General features: G+C 65.5%; 13 protein-coding genes. 12 read left to right on the plus strand and 1 reads right to left on the minus strand.

Translation table 11 applies throughout. The features are described 5' to 3' along the window. Positions 1-257: 257 nt before the first annotated feature. The 10 genes from lysS to ACYYG1_RS10695 all read left to right on the plus strand — a co-directional run bounded on the left by lysS (position 258) and on the right by ACYYG1_RS10695 (position 11,361). Positions 258-1,781 (plus strand): lysine--tRNA ligase, encoded by a 1,524-nt coding sequence (gene lysS / locus ACYYG1_RS10650; RefSeq protein ID WP_461210289.1) that lies wholly within the window; start codon positions 258-260, stop codon positions 1,779-1,781. Continuing rightward, positions 1,778-3,016, plus strand: a complete 1,239-nt coding sequence (locus ACYYG1_RS10655) for a lipoprotein-releasing ABC transporter permease subunit (protein WP_461210290.1) — start codon at positions 1,778-1,780, stop codon at positions 3,014-3,016. The genes lysS and ACYYG1_RS10655 overlap by 4 nt, the downstream gene beginning before the upstream one ends. Beyond that, positions 3,009-3,698 carry an ABC transporter ATP-binding protein gene (locus tag ACYYG1_RS10660; protein ID WP_461210291.1) on the plus strand — a complete coding sequence of 230 codons (690 nt, stop codon included), beginning with the start codon at positions 3,009-3,011 and terminating at the stop codon, positions 3,696-3,698. Before ACYYG1_RS10655 ends, ACYYG1_RS10660 begins: the two co-directional genes overlap by 8 nt. Further along, entirely contained in the window at positions 3,682-6,372 is a 2,691-nt protein-coding gene (gene bamA / locus ACYYG1_RS10665) for an outer membrane protein assembly factor BamA (RefSeq protein ID WP_461210292.1), read from the plus strand. The genes ACYYG1_RS10660 and bamA overlap by 17 nt, the downstream gene beginning before the upstream one ends. A gap of 68 nt (positions 6,373-6,440) precedes the next feature. Next, a complete protein-coding gene (locus tag ACYYG1_RS10670) occupies positions 6,441-6,968 on the plus strand; it encodes an OmpH/Skp family outer membrane protein (protein ID WP_461210293.1) in 528 nt (175 codons plus the stop codon). Positions 6,969-6,977: 9 nt separating this feature from the next. Further along, the gene (gene lpxD, locus ACYYG1_RS10675; RefSeq protein WP_461210294.1) at positions 6,978-8,018 is read left to right on the plus strand and encodes a UDP-3-O-(3-hydroxymyristoyl)glucosamine N-acyltransferase; all 1,041 of its coding nucleotides are present in this window, start codon (positions 6,978-6,980) and stop codon (positions 8,016-8,018) included. Continuing rightward, the gene (gene fabZ, locus ACYYG1_RS10680; RefSeq protein WP_461210295.1) at positions 8,015-8,479 is read left to right on the plus strand and encodes a 3-hydroxyacyl-ACP dehydratase FabZ; all 465 of its coding nucleotides are present in this window, start codon (positions 8,015-8,017) and stop codon (positions 8,477-8,479) included. Before lpxD ends, fabZ begins: the two co-directional genes overlap by 4 nt. Before the next feature lies 1 nt (position 8,480). Continuing rightward, on the plus strand, positions 8,481-9,293 hold the full coding sequence (gene lpxA / locus ACYYG1_RS10685) for an acyl-ACP--UDP-N-acetylglucosamine O-acyltransferase (RefSeq protein ID WP_461210296.1): 813 nt from the start codon (positions 8,481-8,483) through the stop codon (positions 9,291-9,293). 182 nt (positions 9,294-9,475) lie between these two features. Further along, a complete protein-coding gene (locus ACYYG1_RS10690) occupies positions 9,476-10,300 on the plus strand; it encodes an LpxI family protein (protein ID WP_461210297.1) in 825 nt (274 codons plus the stop codon). A gap of 290 nt (positions 10,301-10,590) precedes the next feature. Next, positions 10,591-11,361, plus strand: coding sequence for a C-GCAxxG-C-C family protein (locus ACYYG1_RS10695; protein WP_461210326.1), 771 nt, complete (start codon positions 10,591-10,593; stop codon positions 11,359-11,361). Positions 11,362-11,551: 190 nt separating this feature from the next. Here ACYYG1_RS10695 and ACYYG1_RS10700 read toward each other — a convergent pair whose 3' ends face one another. After that, a complete protein-coding gene (locus ACYYG1_RS10700; protein WP_461210298.1) occupies positions 11,552-12,262 on the minus strand; it encodes an N-acyl homoserine lactonase family protein in 711 nt (236 codons plus the stop codon). Between the two features lie 176 nt (positions 12,263-12,438). On the opposite strand from ACYYG1_RS10700, the gene ACYYG1_RS10705 reads away from it, so the two are divergent. Next, on the plus strand, positions 12,439-13,500 hold the full coding sequence (locus tag ACYYG1_RS10705; RefSeq protein ID WP_461210299.1) for a PSP1 domain-containing protein: 1,062 nt from the start codon (positions 12,439-12,441) through the stop codon (positions 13,498-13,500). A gap of 32 nt (positions 13,501-13,532) precedes the next feature. Further along, entirely contained in the window at positions 13,533-15,482 is a 1,950-nt protein-coding gene (gene metG, locus ACYYG1_RS10710; RefSeq protein WP_461210300.1) for a methionine--tRNA ligase, read from the plus strand. The last annotated feature ends 61 nt before the right edge of the window (positions 15,483-15,543 follow it).

Raw genomic sequence — 15,543 nt, forward strand, 5'->3', positions numbered from 1 at the left:
GGCAGGAAGGACCTTTTAGGAGGAAAGCAGGCCTTCGTCAAGAGCAAAGTGTCGGCGGCGCAGAAAATTCCCCGTCCCGGGAAACACGGGCAGCGCCGGGGGCCCGGCCTTGACGCACCGGTGCTTTCTGCATAAACGTTGCAGGTTCGTTTACGCTGATTTGAAGCATGGAGATACCGAAGTTGAGCACCAAGGGCGACGCCCCCCGGCAGAAGCCGATAAAATTGCCAGTGAAATCCCCGAACGTGGAGCGTTTCATGCCCATGCTCGAGGCCCTGCAGGATCGTGAGGAACTCAACGACGTCCTCAAGAACCGCGTGAGCAAGGCCTGCACGCTCCTGGACGGCGGCGTGCCCTTGTTCCCCAATACCTTCAAGCAGGCGAACCGCGTGGCCGACGTGCTGGCCGGGCGCGGGGAACTGGACGAGGAGGCCCTGGCCGCCCTGGGCGACGGGTTCGCCCTGGCCGGGCGCATCGTGTCCCTGCGGTCCTTCGGCAAGGTCACCTTCTTCCACCTGATGGACGTGTCCGGCCGCATGCAGGTCTACGCGGCCCGCGACGAACTGGGGACCGACTCCTACTCCGCGTTCAAGAAATTCGACATCGGCGACATCGTGGGCGTCAGGGGCGGCCTGTTCCGCACCAAGACCGGCGAGGTGACCCTCAAGGCCTTAGAGGTGGTCCTGCTCACCAAGTCCATGCGCCCCCTGCCCGAGAAATACCACGGCCTGAAGGACGTGGAGACGCGCTACCGCCAGCGCTACGTGGACCTCATCGTCACCGAGCGCACCAAGGAGATCGCCCTCAAGCGCACCAGGATCGTGCGCGAGTTCCGCCGGTTCATGGAGGGCGAGGGCTTCCTGGAGGTGGAGACCCCCATGATGCAGCCCATCCCGGGTGGCGCCACGGCCAGGCCGTTTGAGACGTTCCACAACGCCCTGGACATGAAGCTCTACATGCGCATCGCGCCGGAGCTGTATCTCAAACGGCTCATCGTGGGTGGGCTGGAGCGGGTCTTCGAGATCAACCGCAGCTTCCGCAACGAGGGCATCGACACCCAGCACAACCCGGAATTCACCATGTGTGAGTTCTACTGGGCCTACGCCACCTTCGAGGACCTCATGGACCTCACGGAGCGGCTTTTCGCGCATTTGGCCCAGGAGGTCTGCGGCTCCACGGTGGTCAGCTACCAGGGCCAGGACATCGACCTGACCCCCGGGCGCTGGAACCGCGTGACCTTCCACGAGTCCCTGGAGAAGATCGGCGGCATCGCGCCGGAGGTCTACCGGGACTACGACCAGGCCATGGCCCTGGCCAAGGCCAGCGGCGAGAAGGTCCTGGACGGCGAATGCCTGGGCAAGGTCCAGGCCAAGCTCTTCGACCTCTTCGTGGAACCCAAGCTCGTCCAGCCCCATTTCATCTACCATTATCCCACGGACATCTCCCCCCTGTCGCGGCGCAACGACGGGAACCCCGACATCACCGACCGTTTCGAGCTGTTCATGACGGGCCGCGAAATGGCCAACGCGTTTTCCGAGCTCAACGACCCCGTGGACCAGCGGGTGCGCTTCGAGGCCCAGGTGGCCGAGAAGGAGGCCGGGGACGAGGAGGCGCACTTCATGGACGAGGACTACGTCCGCGCCCTGGAGTACGGCATGCCTCCCACGGCCGGGCAGGGCGTGGGCATCGACCGCCTGGTCATGCTGCTCACGGATTCGCCCAGCATCCGCGAGGTGATATTGTTCCCGCTGCTCAAGCCGGAGGGATCCGCCGGATCATGAGTTTCGAGCGATTCATCGCCCTGCGCTACCTGCTGGCGCGACGCAAGCAGGCGTTCATTTCGGTCATCTCCCTGATCTCGATCCTGGGGGTGGCCATCGGCGTCGCCGCGCTCATCGTCGTGCTCGGGGTCATGAACGGCATGAGCACGGACCTGAGGGACAAGATCCTGGGGGTCAACGCCCACCTGCTGGTGGGCAGCCTGGAAGCGTCCATCGCCGACTACAAGGACCTGGCCCAGCGGGCCGCCAAGGTCGAGGGCGTCACCGGGGTCATGCCCTTCGTCTATTCCGAGGTCATGCTGTCCACCCGCCACGGGGTCAAGGGCGTGGTGCTCCGGGGCGTGGACCCCGAAGAGGCCGCGGACGTGCTGACCGTGGGCGGGAACATGCTCGAGGGCTCCTTCAAGGACCTGGTCGACGGCTACGGCCCCCCTGGCCCGCACGGTATCGTCCTGGGCTCGGAGCTGGCCTCGCGCCTGGGCGCGCGCCGGGGCAGCCTGGTGCACATGCTGACCCCCTCGGGCATGAAGACCGCCGCTGGCTTCAAGCCCTCCATCAAGACCCTGCGCGTGGTGGGCGTGTTCAAGACCGGGATGTTCGAGTACGACTCCTCCCTGGCCTACGTGTCCATCCCCGCGGCCCAGGACGTGCTGGGCTACGCGGGCGACGCCGTGAGCGGGCTTGAGCTGCGCGTGGCCGACGTGGACCGCGCCGACGAGGTGGGCGGGCGCCTGGAAAAGGTGGTGGGCGGCTACCCGCTGTACGTGCGCGACTGGAAGGAGATGAACCAGAATCTCTACGCGGCCCTGCGCCTGGAAAAGGTGGGCATCTCCGTGATGCTGGCCATGATCGTGCTGGTGGGCACCTTCTCCATCGTCACGGCCCTGGTCATGCTGGTCATGGAGAAGACCCGGGACATCGCCATCCTGATGTCCATGGGCGCCACCAGCAGGAGCATCCGCAAGATTTTCATCCTCCAGGGCATGATCGTGGGCCTGGCGGGCACGATCCTGGGCTTCGCCCTGGGCTTGGCCCTGTGCTTCCTCCTGGAGCGCTACCAGTTCGTGAAGCTGCCCAAGGGCATCTATTCCCTGGACTATCTGCCCGTGCTTCTGCAATGGCAGGACCTGGCGGCCATCGGCCTCTGCGCCCTGGCCCTGTGCTTCCTGGCGACCATCTATCCCGCGCGCCAGGCCTCCAGGCTTCTGCCCGCCGAGGCCCTGCGCTATGAGTAATTTGCCATTGTACGAATTGCAGGGTGTTGGTAAGGATTACCCCGGGCCGAGCGGCAGCATCGAGATTCTCAAGAATCTCGATCTTGTCGTGGCCGAGGGGGAGAGCGTCGCCGTGCTCGGTTCGTCGGGCGCGGGGAAATCCACCCTGTTGCATTTGCTGGGTTCGCTGGACACGGCCTCCTCGGGGAGGGTCCTGTTCCGCGGGCAGGACATGGGGGCGCTGGACGCGGAAGCCCGGGCCCGGTTGCGCAACCGGGACATCGGGTTCGTGTTCCAGTTCCATCATCTGCTGCCCGAGTTCACGACCCTGGAGAACGTGGCCATGCCCGGGTTCATCGCCGGGCAGGCCAAGGCCGAGGCCCGCGAGCGCGCGGCCGAGGCCCTGAAACTCGTGGGGCTTGAGGACCGTGACCAGCACAGGGTCACCACCCTGTCCGGCGGGGAGCGCCAGCGGGCGGCCATCGCCCGGGCCATCCTGCTGCGGCCCTCGGTGCTTCTGGCCGACGAGCCCACGGGCAATCTGGACGAACGCACGGGGGGGCGCATCGCCCGCCTGCTGTACGAACTGAACGAAGAACTGGGTATGACCCTGGTGGTCGTCACCCACAACGTGGAACTTGCAGGCGGCATGAGCCGACGCCTGGAACTGCGTTCCGGAGAGCTGTATGAGCAAAATAGCTAGGCAAGTTGGCCTTCTGACCCTGGTTCTGGCCGTCATGGCGCTCTGGTTTCCCCTTGCGGCGGCAGCGCAGCCGGATGCCGGGAAGATCAAGATCATGGTCCTGCCCTTTGAGGTCAACGCGGGGCCTGATCTGGGCTACCTGAAGGACAGCCTGCCCGAGCTTCTCGCCGACCGTCTGGAAAAGGACGGCTTCAGCGTGGTGCCCCAGGCGGACGTCAGCAAGCTCATCCGCGAGCACAACGTGGAATATCTGGACCTGGCCACGGCCAAGGACATGGCCCTTCTGGCTGACGCCAACTGGTCCGTGTACGGCAGCTTCAGCCAGGTGGGCGAGACCATCAGCCTGGACGTGCGCCTGGTGGAGGCCTTCGGGGTCAAGCCGGCCAAACCCCTGTTCGTGGTCCAGGAGGGCCTGATCAACGCAGTGCCGGCCATCGAGGACCTGGCGGATAAGATCAAGCTCGAACTCCTGCGCAAGGAGCGCATCGAGTCCGTGGACGTGGAGGGCACCAAGGTCCTGGAGAAGGACGTGGTGCTCATGCGCGTGCGCGCCAAGAAGGGCGACATCTACGACCCCAAGGCCCTGAACGACGAGATCAAGAGCATCTACGAGCTGGGCTATTTCGACGACGTGCAGGTGCGCGTGGACGACCTGCCCGAGGGCATGGGCGTGACCTTCGTGGTCAAGGAGAAGCCGCTGATCCAGGCCGTGGACGTGCTGGGCGCCGAGGAGATGGACACGGACGACGTGCTGGAGCTCATGAGCACCCGCGCCGGGTCGGTCCTGAACCCCAAGGTCCTGGCCGACGACATGGGCAAGATCAAGAGCGAATACCGCAAGGAAGGCTTCTACAACGCCACGGTCGGCTACGAGCTTGAGGAGTCCGACCAGGGCCAGGCCCGCCTGCACATCAAGATCGACGAGGGCAAGAAGCTCTACATCGAGGAAATCAGGATCGTGGGCGCCGAGCAATTGGACGAGGACGACCTCAAGGACGAGCTGGCCCTGGGCGAGCGGGGCATGTTCTCCTGGATCACGGGCACGGGCGTGCTCAAGGAGGAGTACCTGGTCCGGGACTCCGCCGCCCTGGAGGCCTACTACGGCAACCACGGGTTCATCGAGGCCCAGGTGGGCCAGCCCAAGGTGGAGTATCAGGAGGACGGCATCGTCATCACCTTCGAGATCTCCGAAGGCCGGCGCTTCAAGATCGGCAAGGTCGACTTCGAGGGCGACCTCCTGGAGACCCCGGAAAAGCTCAACGGGATCATCGCCTCCGACGACCTGCACGAGGAGGAGGACGGCTACCTGAACCGCTCCCTGCTGCGTGAGGACGCCCAGAAGCTCACGGACTACTATTCCGATTACGGATACGCCTTCGCCGAGGTGGACTTCAACATCGATTCCCACCCCGACACCCTGACCGCCGACGTGACCTTCCAGCTGCACAAGCGGCAGAAGATCTACATCCGCCGCGTGGCCATCGAGGGCAACACCCGCACCCGCGACAACGTCATCCGCCGCGAGATGCGCCTCAACGACGGCGACCTGTTCAGCGGCTCCAAGCTGGCGCGCTCCACCCAGCGCCTGAACAACCTGGGCTACTTCGAGCAGGCCGACATCCAGACCGTGCCCACGGACGACCCCGGGCTCATGGACCTCAAGGTCCGCGTCAAGGAAACCACCACGGGCGAGATCTCCCTGGGCGCGGGCTGGGCCAGCGCGAGCGGCATGTACCTGGTCACCAAGGTCGCGGAGAAGAACCTCTTCGGCAAGGGGCTCTACGCCTCCCTGGAGGGCACCTTCGGCGGCTCCTCCACCGCCTACATGGCCTCCTTCGTCAACCCGCGGTTCAACGACTCCCAGTGGCTGGTCGGCAGCGACGTGTACCTGACCAAGTACGAATGGGACGAGTACGACCGCAACAGCCTGGGCGCGCGCATCCGCACGGGCCGCAGGGTGGGCGAGTACTCCTCGTGGGGCCTGAGTTACGAACTGGAGCGCTACGAGATCCTGGAAGTGGACGAGGACGCGGCCCAGGTCATCCGCGACGTCGAGGGCACGCATATCTCCAGCGCCCTGTATTCGGACCTGGTGCGCTCCACCCTGGACCGAGTCATCAACCCCACGACGGGCACGAAGTCCTCCCTGGCTGTCACGTACTCCGGCGGACTGCTCATGGGCAGCGACGACTTCATCCGCTACGTGGCGGACCACTCCCAGTACGTGCCCCTGTGGTGGGATCACGTGTTCCATGCCCACGGCCAGCTGGGCTACGTCATGGAGCAGTTCGACGGCGACGACATTCCCGTGCACCGCAAGTTCTACCTCGGCGGGATCAACAGCGTGCGCGGCTACAAGCAGCGGCACATCTCCCCGCGCGACGACGCCACCGGCGACGTCATCGGCGGCAACAAGGAAGCCTTCATGAACCTGGAGTACATCTTCCCGCTCATGGAAGAGACCGGGATCGTGGGCCTGTTCTTCTTCGACGCCGGCGAGGTCTGGGACGAGGACGACACCATGGACTTCGACTTCAAGAAGAGCGTGGGCGCCGGCATCCGCTGGTACTCGCCTATGGGCCCCCTGCGCCTGGAATACGGCTACGCCCTGGACAGCGTGCGAGAGCAGGGCAGCAAGGGCCGGTTCGAGTTCTCCATCGGGCAGTTCTTCTAGGCCGCCCCGGAGAGAAACCGCCGCCCCGCGCGGCCTGAACAAGAAAACCAACAACCAACGAGGATGTAATGCGTAAGCTTTTGATTGCCGTTTTTGCCCTGCTGATCATGGCTCCGGCCGCCCATGCCGCGTCCGCCGGGTCCGTGGGCGTGGTCAACGTGCCCAAGGTGATCCTGGAGTGCGAGCCCGGCAAGGAGGTCCGCGCCACCCTGGAGAAGACCTTCAAGGGCACCAAGGACGAAATGGACGCCCAGAAGGCCGAGCTGGACAAGATGAGCCAGGACCTGCAGAAGCAGAGCCTGGTCCTGTCCCAGGAAGCCAAGATGGACAAGGAAGTCGAGTTCAAGCGCAAGGTCCGCGACTACCAGGACGCCATGCGCGACTTCCAGCGCAAGGCCAAGGCCGAGGAAAGCCGCTTGGCCCAGCCCGTCATCGACCTGATCCAGGACACCCTCACCGCCTACGGCAAGAAGCACGGCTTGTCCCTGATCCTGGACTCCAAGGCCGGCGTGCTCTACGCCGCCGACGCCAGCAACCTGACCAACGAGATCATCGCCGAGGTCAACAAGGCCTGGCGCGCCAGGGCCAAGAAGTAGCTCGCCGCCATGAGGATGCTGCTTTCGGAATTGGCCGGGCGGCTGGGCCTGGAGCTGCGCGGCGGGGATCGCGAGGTCTCGGGGGTCGGCACCCTGGATTCTGCAGGTCCGGATGACGTGACCTTCCTGGCCAACCCCAAGTACCTGGCGTCGCTGGCCACCACCAAGGCCGCGGCCGTGCTCTGCGCGGCCGAGCATGCGGACCGGGTCAGGGGCGCCGCCCTGGTGGGCGCGGACCCGTACCTGGACTTCGCGCGCCTGTTGCAATTCTTCTCGCCGCCCCAGGGCTGCCTGTCCGGCGTCAGCGACGGGGCCTACGTGCATCCAGAGGCCGAGGTGCACGAGAGCGCCGACGTCTACCCCTTCGCCTTCGTGGGCCGGGGGGCCTCGGTGGGCGCGCGGACCCGCGTCTTCCCCCATTGCTATGTGGGCGAGGACTGCGTTCTGGGCGAGGACTGCGTGCTCTATCCGGGCGCGCAGCTCATGGCCGGGACGCGCCTGGGCGACCGGGTCATCGTGCATCCGGGCGCGGTGCTCGGGGCCGACGGCTTCGGCTACGTGCCCACGGACGCGGGCCGCGAGAAGATCCCCCAGGTGGGGGTCGTGGTGGTGGAGGACGACTGCGAGATCGGCGCCTGCACCACCGTGGACCGGGCCATGCTGGACAAGACCGTCATCGGCCGGGGCACCAAGATCGACAACCTGGTGCAGATCGCGCACAACTGCGTGCTGGGCGAGAACTGCACCATCGTGGCCCAGGTGGGCATCGCGGGCTCCTGCAACGTGGGTAGGAACGTGGTCATGGCCGGCCAGGCCGCCGTCGCGGACCACGTGGACATCGGCGACAACGCGGTCATCGGCCCCCTGTGCGGGGTGCGTACCCATGTGGCCGAGGACAAGAAGGTTGGCGGCGTCCCGGCCATGGAGTACGGCACCTACATGCGTACCCTGTCCCTGGCCCCCAGGGTCCCGGACCTGTTCAAGCGGGTCAAGGCCCTGGAAAAGGAGCTGGCCGCCCTGAAGGCCGAGAGGGAAGGAGGAGAGTCATGAGCGAGATCGTCATGCCCGTGGACATCCGTGGCATCATGGAGCATCTGCCCCACCGCTATCCCTTCCTGATGGTGGACCGCGTGACGGAGCTGACCCCGGGCGAGCGCCTGGCGGGCTACAAGAACGTCACCGTGAACGAGCCCTTTTTCCAGGGGCATTTTCCCGGGCTGCCCGTAATGCCCGGGGTGCTCATGTGCGAGGCCCTGGCCCAGGCGGGAGGGCTCCTGGCCCTGCTCTCGGACCCCGAGCTGGCCGGAGGGCGGAGCGTTTTCCTGTTTACGGGCATCGACAAGGTGCGCTTCAGGCGGCCCGTGTCCCCCGGGGACCGGCTGGACCTGGAGGTCTACGATATTCGCCGCAAGCTGAACCTGATCAAGATGAGCGGACAGGCCACCGTGGACGGCGAGATCGCCTGTTCCGGCACCATGTCCGCCGCCATCGTCAACAAAGAGGATATGTAGATTGGCCACCCAGATTCATCCCTCTGCCGTGGTGGACCCCGGGGCGCGCATCGGCGCCAACGTCGTGGTGGGTCCCTACGCCATCATCGAGGCGGACACGGTCATCGGCGATGACTGCCGCATCGACGCCTTCGCCCAGGTCAAGCGCTACACCACCATGGGCACGGGCAACGTCATCCACTCCAACGCGCTCCTTGGCGGCGATCCGCAGGACCTGAAGTTCAAGGACGCCGACACCCGCCTCGTCATGGGCGAGGGCAACATCGTGCGCGAGTTCGTGACCATCCACCGGGGCACCCCGGGCGGTCGCGGCGAGACCGTCATCGGCTCCCACTGCATGATCATGGCCTATGCCCACGTGGCCCACGACTGCAAGCTGTTCGACCACGCCATCCTGGTCAACTGCGTGATGCTGGCCGGGCACGTGGACGTTGGCTCCCACGCCGTGGTCAGCGGCATGAGCGGCGTGCAGCAGTTCGCGCGCATCGGCGACTACGCCTTCGTGGGCGGCATGACCGGCGTGAACATGGACGTGCCCCCCTACTGTATGGCCGCCGGCATCCGCGGGGCCCTGCACGGCCTGAACCTCATCGGGCTCAGGCGCTCGGGCATGGACCGCGAGACGGTCAAGGCCTTGAAAAAGGCCTACACCACCATCTTCCGCTCCGGCATGGGCCGCCAGGAGGCCCTGGAAGAGGCCGAGGAGGTCCTGGGCGACGTGCCCGAGGTCATGAACCTCATCGCCTTCATCAAGGGCAGCGAGCGAGGCGTACTTTCGGATGTCGGCCTGAGAAACGGCCAAAAGGACATCTAGCAGGCGGTTGAAAAACGCACGATTGCTTCGTTGCTGCGAACAATCCAAACCTTCGCGTACGGGGAGTACGCGTCAGGCTTGCATTGTTCTTGCGCCTCGCACTCGCACATTTTTGAACCGCCTGCGAGGCGAATGGATGGAAAGTAGCTAGGCTTTCGCAAGTCTGGGAAACACGAGGCGGCATGAGCATCACCACCCTGGGCATCGTGGCCGGTGGGCGGCAGTTCCCCTTCCGCGTGGCGCGCGCCGCGCGCGGGGCCGGGATGCGCGTGGTGGTGGTGGGCTTTTCCGGGCACACCGACCCCGCCATGGAGGCCGAGGCCGACGCCTTCGCCATGCTCCACCTGGGCCAGGTGGGCAAGACCATCCGTTTCCTCAAGGACAACGGGGCCGAGCGCGTCGTGTTCTGCGGGGCCATCTCCAAGCCCAAGGCCATGGACCTGCGCCCGGACCTCACGGCCGCCAAGCTGCTTATGCGCCTGCCCGGCAAGGGTGACGACGCCCTGCTGCACGCCCTGGCCGACGAATTCGAGGGCCAGGGCCTGCCCGTGGGCAACCCTCTGGACCTCGTGCCCTCCCTGGCCACTCCCGAAGGGCCGCTCACGTCCAAGCCCCCGCGCGAGCGCGAGCTGGCCGACCTGCGCCTGGCCTGGCCCAAGGCCAAGGCCATCGGCGAGATGGACATCGGCCAGAGCCTGCTCATGCGCGAGGGCATCGTCCTGGCCGTGGAAGGCCCCGAGGGCACGGACGCGGCCATCAGACGGGCCGGGGAGTTGGGGGGCAAGGGAATGGTGCTCTGCAAGGTCTACAAGCCCGGCCAGGACCTGCGTCTCGACCTGCCCGCCGTCGGAGTCAACACCGTGCGCTCCATGATGGAGGCGGGCGGCGCCTGCATCGGCATCGAAGCCGGGCGCTCGGTGTTCTTCGACCAGGAGGAGGCCGTGGCCCTGGCCGAAAAGAACGGCATCCGCATCGTGGGCCTCTCCGCGTCCTATCTCGGGCTGTAGCCCGGCGTTTTCCCCCTCCCCTTCAGCATCCCTTTCCGCTTCCGCCGACCATCCGCTGGTTGTGCGACCAGCCAACCCTGGTTGGCGGATCGCCAACCGATCTATGCGCTTTTCCATATCGTCAATCTGTCGGAGTGGTGCCAACCGGGCCTTCCAGATGTGTTTTCCCCGTGGCATGAAGCTTGCTCTAGTCCTTTCGAATAAGCAGCGCTTATTGATCTTAATGCCTGTTATCGCGCTGTCGCAACACACAAGAGAGGAAGCAGATGAGCAAGTGTACAAGGCGTGAAATGCTTACCGTAATGGGTGGTATGGTGGCTGGAGGCGTTATGGCTTCGGCCATACCTTCGTTTGCGGCTCCAGAAATGCCAAAAGGGGAGTTATGGGTCGCGCATAAGCTCGACGCAGTAAAGTGCGCCCCCTATGGGCATGAGGGATACTGGAGCAACGGATACGGGTGCTGCTATGGAACTTTCTATGCCATAGTCGGTGTGATGGCCAAGGAACATGGCGCTCCGTACAACACCTTCCCGTTCCGCATGCTAGAGGTGGGCAAGAGCGGCATCTCGGGCTGGGGCACCATCTGCGGCGCGCTGCTGGGCGCGGCCTCGGCCATGGCCCTGTTCTGGGGCCGCAAGGAGCGCGACCCCATGGTGGACGAGCTGTTCCGCTGGTACGAGAAGACCGCGCTGCCCATCTACGACCCCGGCCCGGATTCCCGGGTCAAGGAGGCCATCCCCACCACGGTCAGCGAGTCCGTGCTCTGCCACGTGTCCGTATCCCGTTGGTGCCACCAGACCGGCCTGCCCGCCAAGTCCAAGATCCGTTCCGAGCGCTGTGCCCGCATCACCGCGGACGTGGCCGTCAAGGCCATCGAGATCATCAACTCCAAGATCGACGGGACCTTCGCCGGCGTCCTGGGCAAGCAGGATTCCGTCAAGCAGTGCACCGAGTGCCACGGCGACGGCAAACAATCCCCCATCCACAAGGGCAAGCAGCACTGCACGCCCTGCCACAGCGGCTCCGAGCACACGGCCGACAAGTTCCACAATCACCCGTAGGCTCCAACACCTACGGTGCCAACCTGCCGCGGGGCCGCCTTCAGCGCGGCCCCGCCTTTTTGTCTTGCGGGCCGTTCCAGGAGCATGAGATGCAAGGCGCAAGAAAAAGGCAAGACCGACGCGTATCCCGATACGCGAGGTTTTGCCTTTTTCGCAGCAACGCAGCAGATTATGCTCCTGGGACGGCCCGCTAGAAGCGCATGGCGGCGGTGGTCAGGCCGTGCATGGGCAGGATGGTCCCGTCCATGGCCTTGACGCGCTGGGCCGTGTCGTAGGCCGTGAAGGCGTCGCAGTGCACGCCCGGGCAGATGGCCGGGCCGTTGTCCGGGAAGTTCTTCTCGTTGCAGCAGAACCCCGGCACGATCACGTCGCCCGACGCCGTGGGGATGACCACGGTCTGGATGCCCGGGGTGTGGCCCGGGGTCGGCAGGCAGCGAATGCCGGGCAGGGGCTCGGCGTCGCCGTCCAGCAGTTCGAAGTCCAGGCCCTCCACGAAGTACTCGTCGTAGCGGTGGTCCAGGGGATGCGGGTTTTTCAGGAATTCCATTTCGGTCTTCTGCACGACGTGGCGCGCGTTCGGGAACAGTTTGTTGTTGCCGCAGTGGTCGTCGTGCAGGTGGGTGTTGATGATGGTGTCCACGGCTTCCGGGGCCACGCCCTCGGCCTCCAGCGCCTTGCTGAGGGTGGTCACGGGCATGCCGGTCTCGTCCGTGAAGCCAGCGGGCTCCATGACCTCGTCCTCGTCCAGGCCCGTGTCGATGAGCGCGGTGTGCCCCTCCCCGCGCACGAGAAAGGCGTAGATGGGCAGCCAGATGGGTTTTCCGTATCCTTGCTGATAGGTCATGATGCCCTGGTCCGGGTTGCGGACGCCCGTGAGCAGGGGGGTGACGGAGTATTGCATGAGAATCTCCTGGGGTTGTTGAAGGCGTTACGGGAAATCTAACCCCCGGGGCGCGCAAGTCAACCCGTCCCGGCCCCGGCGGGCCCCGGGGGCGGAGGGTGTTTGATGTTCGGGCCGAACTGTTCTATACAGGCGCGTTACGCACGGCAACGACCTCCGTCCGCGGGAGTGACCGCATGAGCAATATACTCGGCCTCAAGTTCAGCGACTACGGCCAAATCTATTATTTCGAGTCCGGCGCCTTTGTGGTGGCCAAGGGCGACCGCGTCATCGTCAAGACCGAGCAGGGCATGGGCCTGGGCACGGTGGTGACGCTGTTCGACGAGGCGCCCGAGGGCCTGGACACGAGCGACCTGAAGCCTATTTTCCGCTTGGCCTCCGAGGAGGACCTCGCCGCGGAAAAGGAGAACGTCGCCTTCGCCAGGGAAGCCTATTCCTTCTGCCGGGAATGCGTGGAGCGCCGCGCCCTGGAGATGAAGCTGGTGGACGTGGAGGTCTTCTTCGACCGGGGCAAGATGGTCTTCTATTTCACCGCGCCCGGGCGCATCGACTTCCGCGAGCTGGTCAAGGACCTGGTCAAGAACTACCGCACGCGCATCGAGCTTCGCCAGATCGGCGTGCGCCACGAGACCCAGATGCTCGGGGCCGTGGGCAACTGCGGCCAGGTGGCCTGCTGCCGCCGCTTCATGCGCAAGTTCGACCCCGTGACCATCAAGATGGCCAAGGAGCAGAACCTGTTCCTGAACCCCACCAAGATTTCCGGCATCTGCGGCCGGCTCCTGTGCTGCCTGGCCTTCGAGGAAGAGAACTACCAGACCTTCTATCGGCGCTGCCCCAAGATCGGCAAGCGCATGGACACGGACCAGGGCCTGATGAAGGTCCTGCGCGCCAATTTCTTCCGCGGCAGCGTGACCCTGTTCAGCGAGCACGGAGAGGAGCTTGAGGTGACCCTGGAGGAGTGGGAGGAGATGAACCCCCGGCGGTTCGATCCCAACGTCCCCCGGCCCGAGGCTCCGGCCCCGGCCCCGGCGCCCCCCCGGCGCGCCCCCCGGCCCAAGGCCCCCCGGCGCGAGCCCCGCGCCCAGGACGCGCCCTTGGGTCAGGATGAGCCCGCCGAGGCCCCGGCCGCGCCGCCCCGGGCCCAGGACGGCGAGCACGCCCAGGACGCCAAGTCCAAGCGCAAGCCCCGCCGCCGCAAACGCCGCCGCAAGCCCAAGGAAGCGGGCAAATCCGAATGAACGGTTCCCAAGCGGAGACAGGAGGACAGACGTTGAGCCGCTTTTTCATATCCACGCCCATATATTACGTGAACGCCAAGCCCCACCTGGGGCATGCCTATACGACCATCGTGGCCGACTGCCTGGCCCGGTTCCACCGCCTCATGGGCGACGAGACCTTCTTTCTCACGGGCACGGACGAGCACGGGGACAAGATCGTGCAGGCCGCCGAGAAGAACGGCCGCACCCCCGCCGAGTACGTGGACGAGATCAGCGGCCTGTTCAGCGGCCTGTGGCCCGAGCTGAACATCTCCAACGACGACTTCATCCGCACCACCGAACAGCGTCACAAGCGCGTGGTCCGCGAGGTGCTGCAAAAGGTCTACGACGCCGGGGACATCTACCAGAGCGAGTACGAGGGCCTGTACTGTTTCGGCTGCGAGCAGTTCCTGACGGAAAAGGACCTCGACGAGAACGGCTGCTGCCCGGACCACAAGGTCAAGCCCCAGGTCATCAAGGAGAAGAACTACTTCTTCCGCATGTCCAAGTACCAGGACTGGCTCAAGAACCACATCCTGGAGAACCCGGACTTCATCCGCCCGGAGCGCTACCGCAACGAGGTCCTGTCCATGCTGGAGATGGGGGTCCTGGACGACCTGTGCATCTCCCGGCCCAAGACCCGCCTGACCTGGGGCATCGAGCTGCCCTTCGACCCGGACTACGTGACCTACGTCTGGTTCGACGCGCTCCTGAACTACATCACGGCCCTGGAATGGCCGGACAACCAGGACAAGTTCCAGCGCTTCTGGCCCGCGGCCAACCACCTGGTGGCCAAGGATATCCTGAAGCCCCACGCCGTGTTCTGGCCCACCATGCTGAGGGCCGCCGGGTTCGAGCCCTACCAGCACTTGAACGTGCACGGTTACTGGCTGGTCAAGGAAACCAAGATGTCCAAGTCCCTGGGCAACGTGGTGGAGCCCCTGGCCATGAAGGACACCTACGGCCTGGACGCCTTTCGTTATTTCCTGCTCCGGGAGATGCGCTTCGGCCGCGACGCCTCCTTTTCCGAGGACGCCCTGGTGGGGCGGCTCAACGCCGACCTGGCCAACGACCTGGGCAACCTCTTCTCCCGGGTCCTGTCCATGACCCACAAGTATTTCGGCGGCCTGGTGCCCGACCCCGGGGCCGCGCGCCCCGACGCGGAACTGGCCGAACTGGCGGCGAACTCCTTCGAGAACTATCGCGGCCTGTTCTCCCGCCTGCGCTTCGGCGAGGGCCTGGAGGCCGTCTGGGACCTGGTGCGGGCGCTGAACAAGTACGTGGACTCCTCGGCCCCCTGGACCCTGTTCAAGGAGGGCCGCACGGACGAGCTGGCCGTGGTCATGTATTCGCTCCTGGAATACATGCGCAAGGTGGCCCTGCACGTCTGGCCGGTGATGCCCGAAACCGCCGAGACCATGCTCGGCCAGCTGGGCCAGAAGCTGGACCTGGCCTCCCTGGACCTCGTGGCCGAGGGCGGCGGATTTGGCGGGCTCGAGCCGGGCACGGCTCTGGCCCAGGCCTCCAACCTCTTCCCGCGCGTGGAGCTGAAGAAGCCCGGGCCGCAGGAGGCCCCCAAGCCCGCCCAAAAGGCCAAGAAGGCTGAAAAGAAGGCCCCGGAAGCGGCGGCGGAGCCCGGCGTGGCCGAGTTCGCGGATTTCCAGAAGCTGGACCTGCGCGTGGGCACGGTGCTGTCGGCCGATCCGCATCCCGACGCGGACCGGCTCTTCGTGGTCAAGGTGGACCTGGGCGAGGCCGAGCCGCGCCAGGTGGTGGCCGGGCTGCGCGAGCATTTCGAGGCGGATTTCCTGGTGGGGCGGCAGGTGGTCGTGGTGGCCAACCTGGCCCCGCGCAAACTCCGGGGCCTGGAATCCCGGGGCATGATCCTGGCCGTCAAGGACGACAAGGGCATGCAGCTCCTCGCCACGAGCGGCCAGGTGGCCAACGGGAGCAAGGTCTCCTAGCAGGCAAGCAGTCCCAAAACGCACGATCGCTTGCGCTGCTGCGTCGCTTCGTTGCTGCTGC

It is taken from the genome of Desulfocurvus sp. DL1XJH-121, from assembly GCF_054819825.1.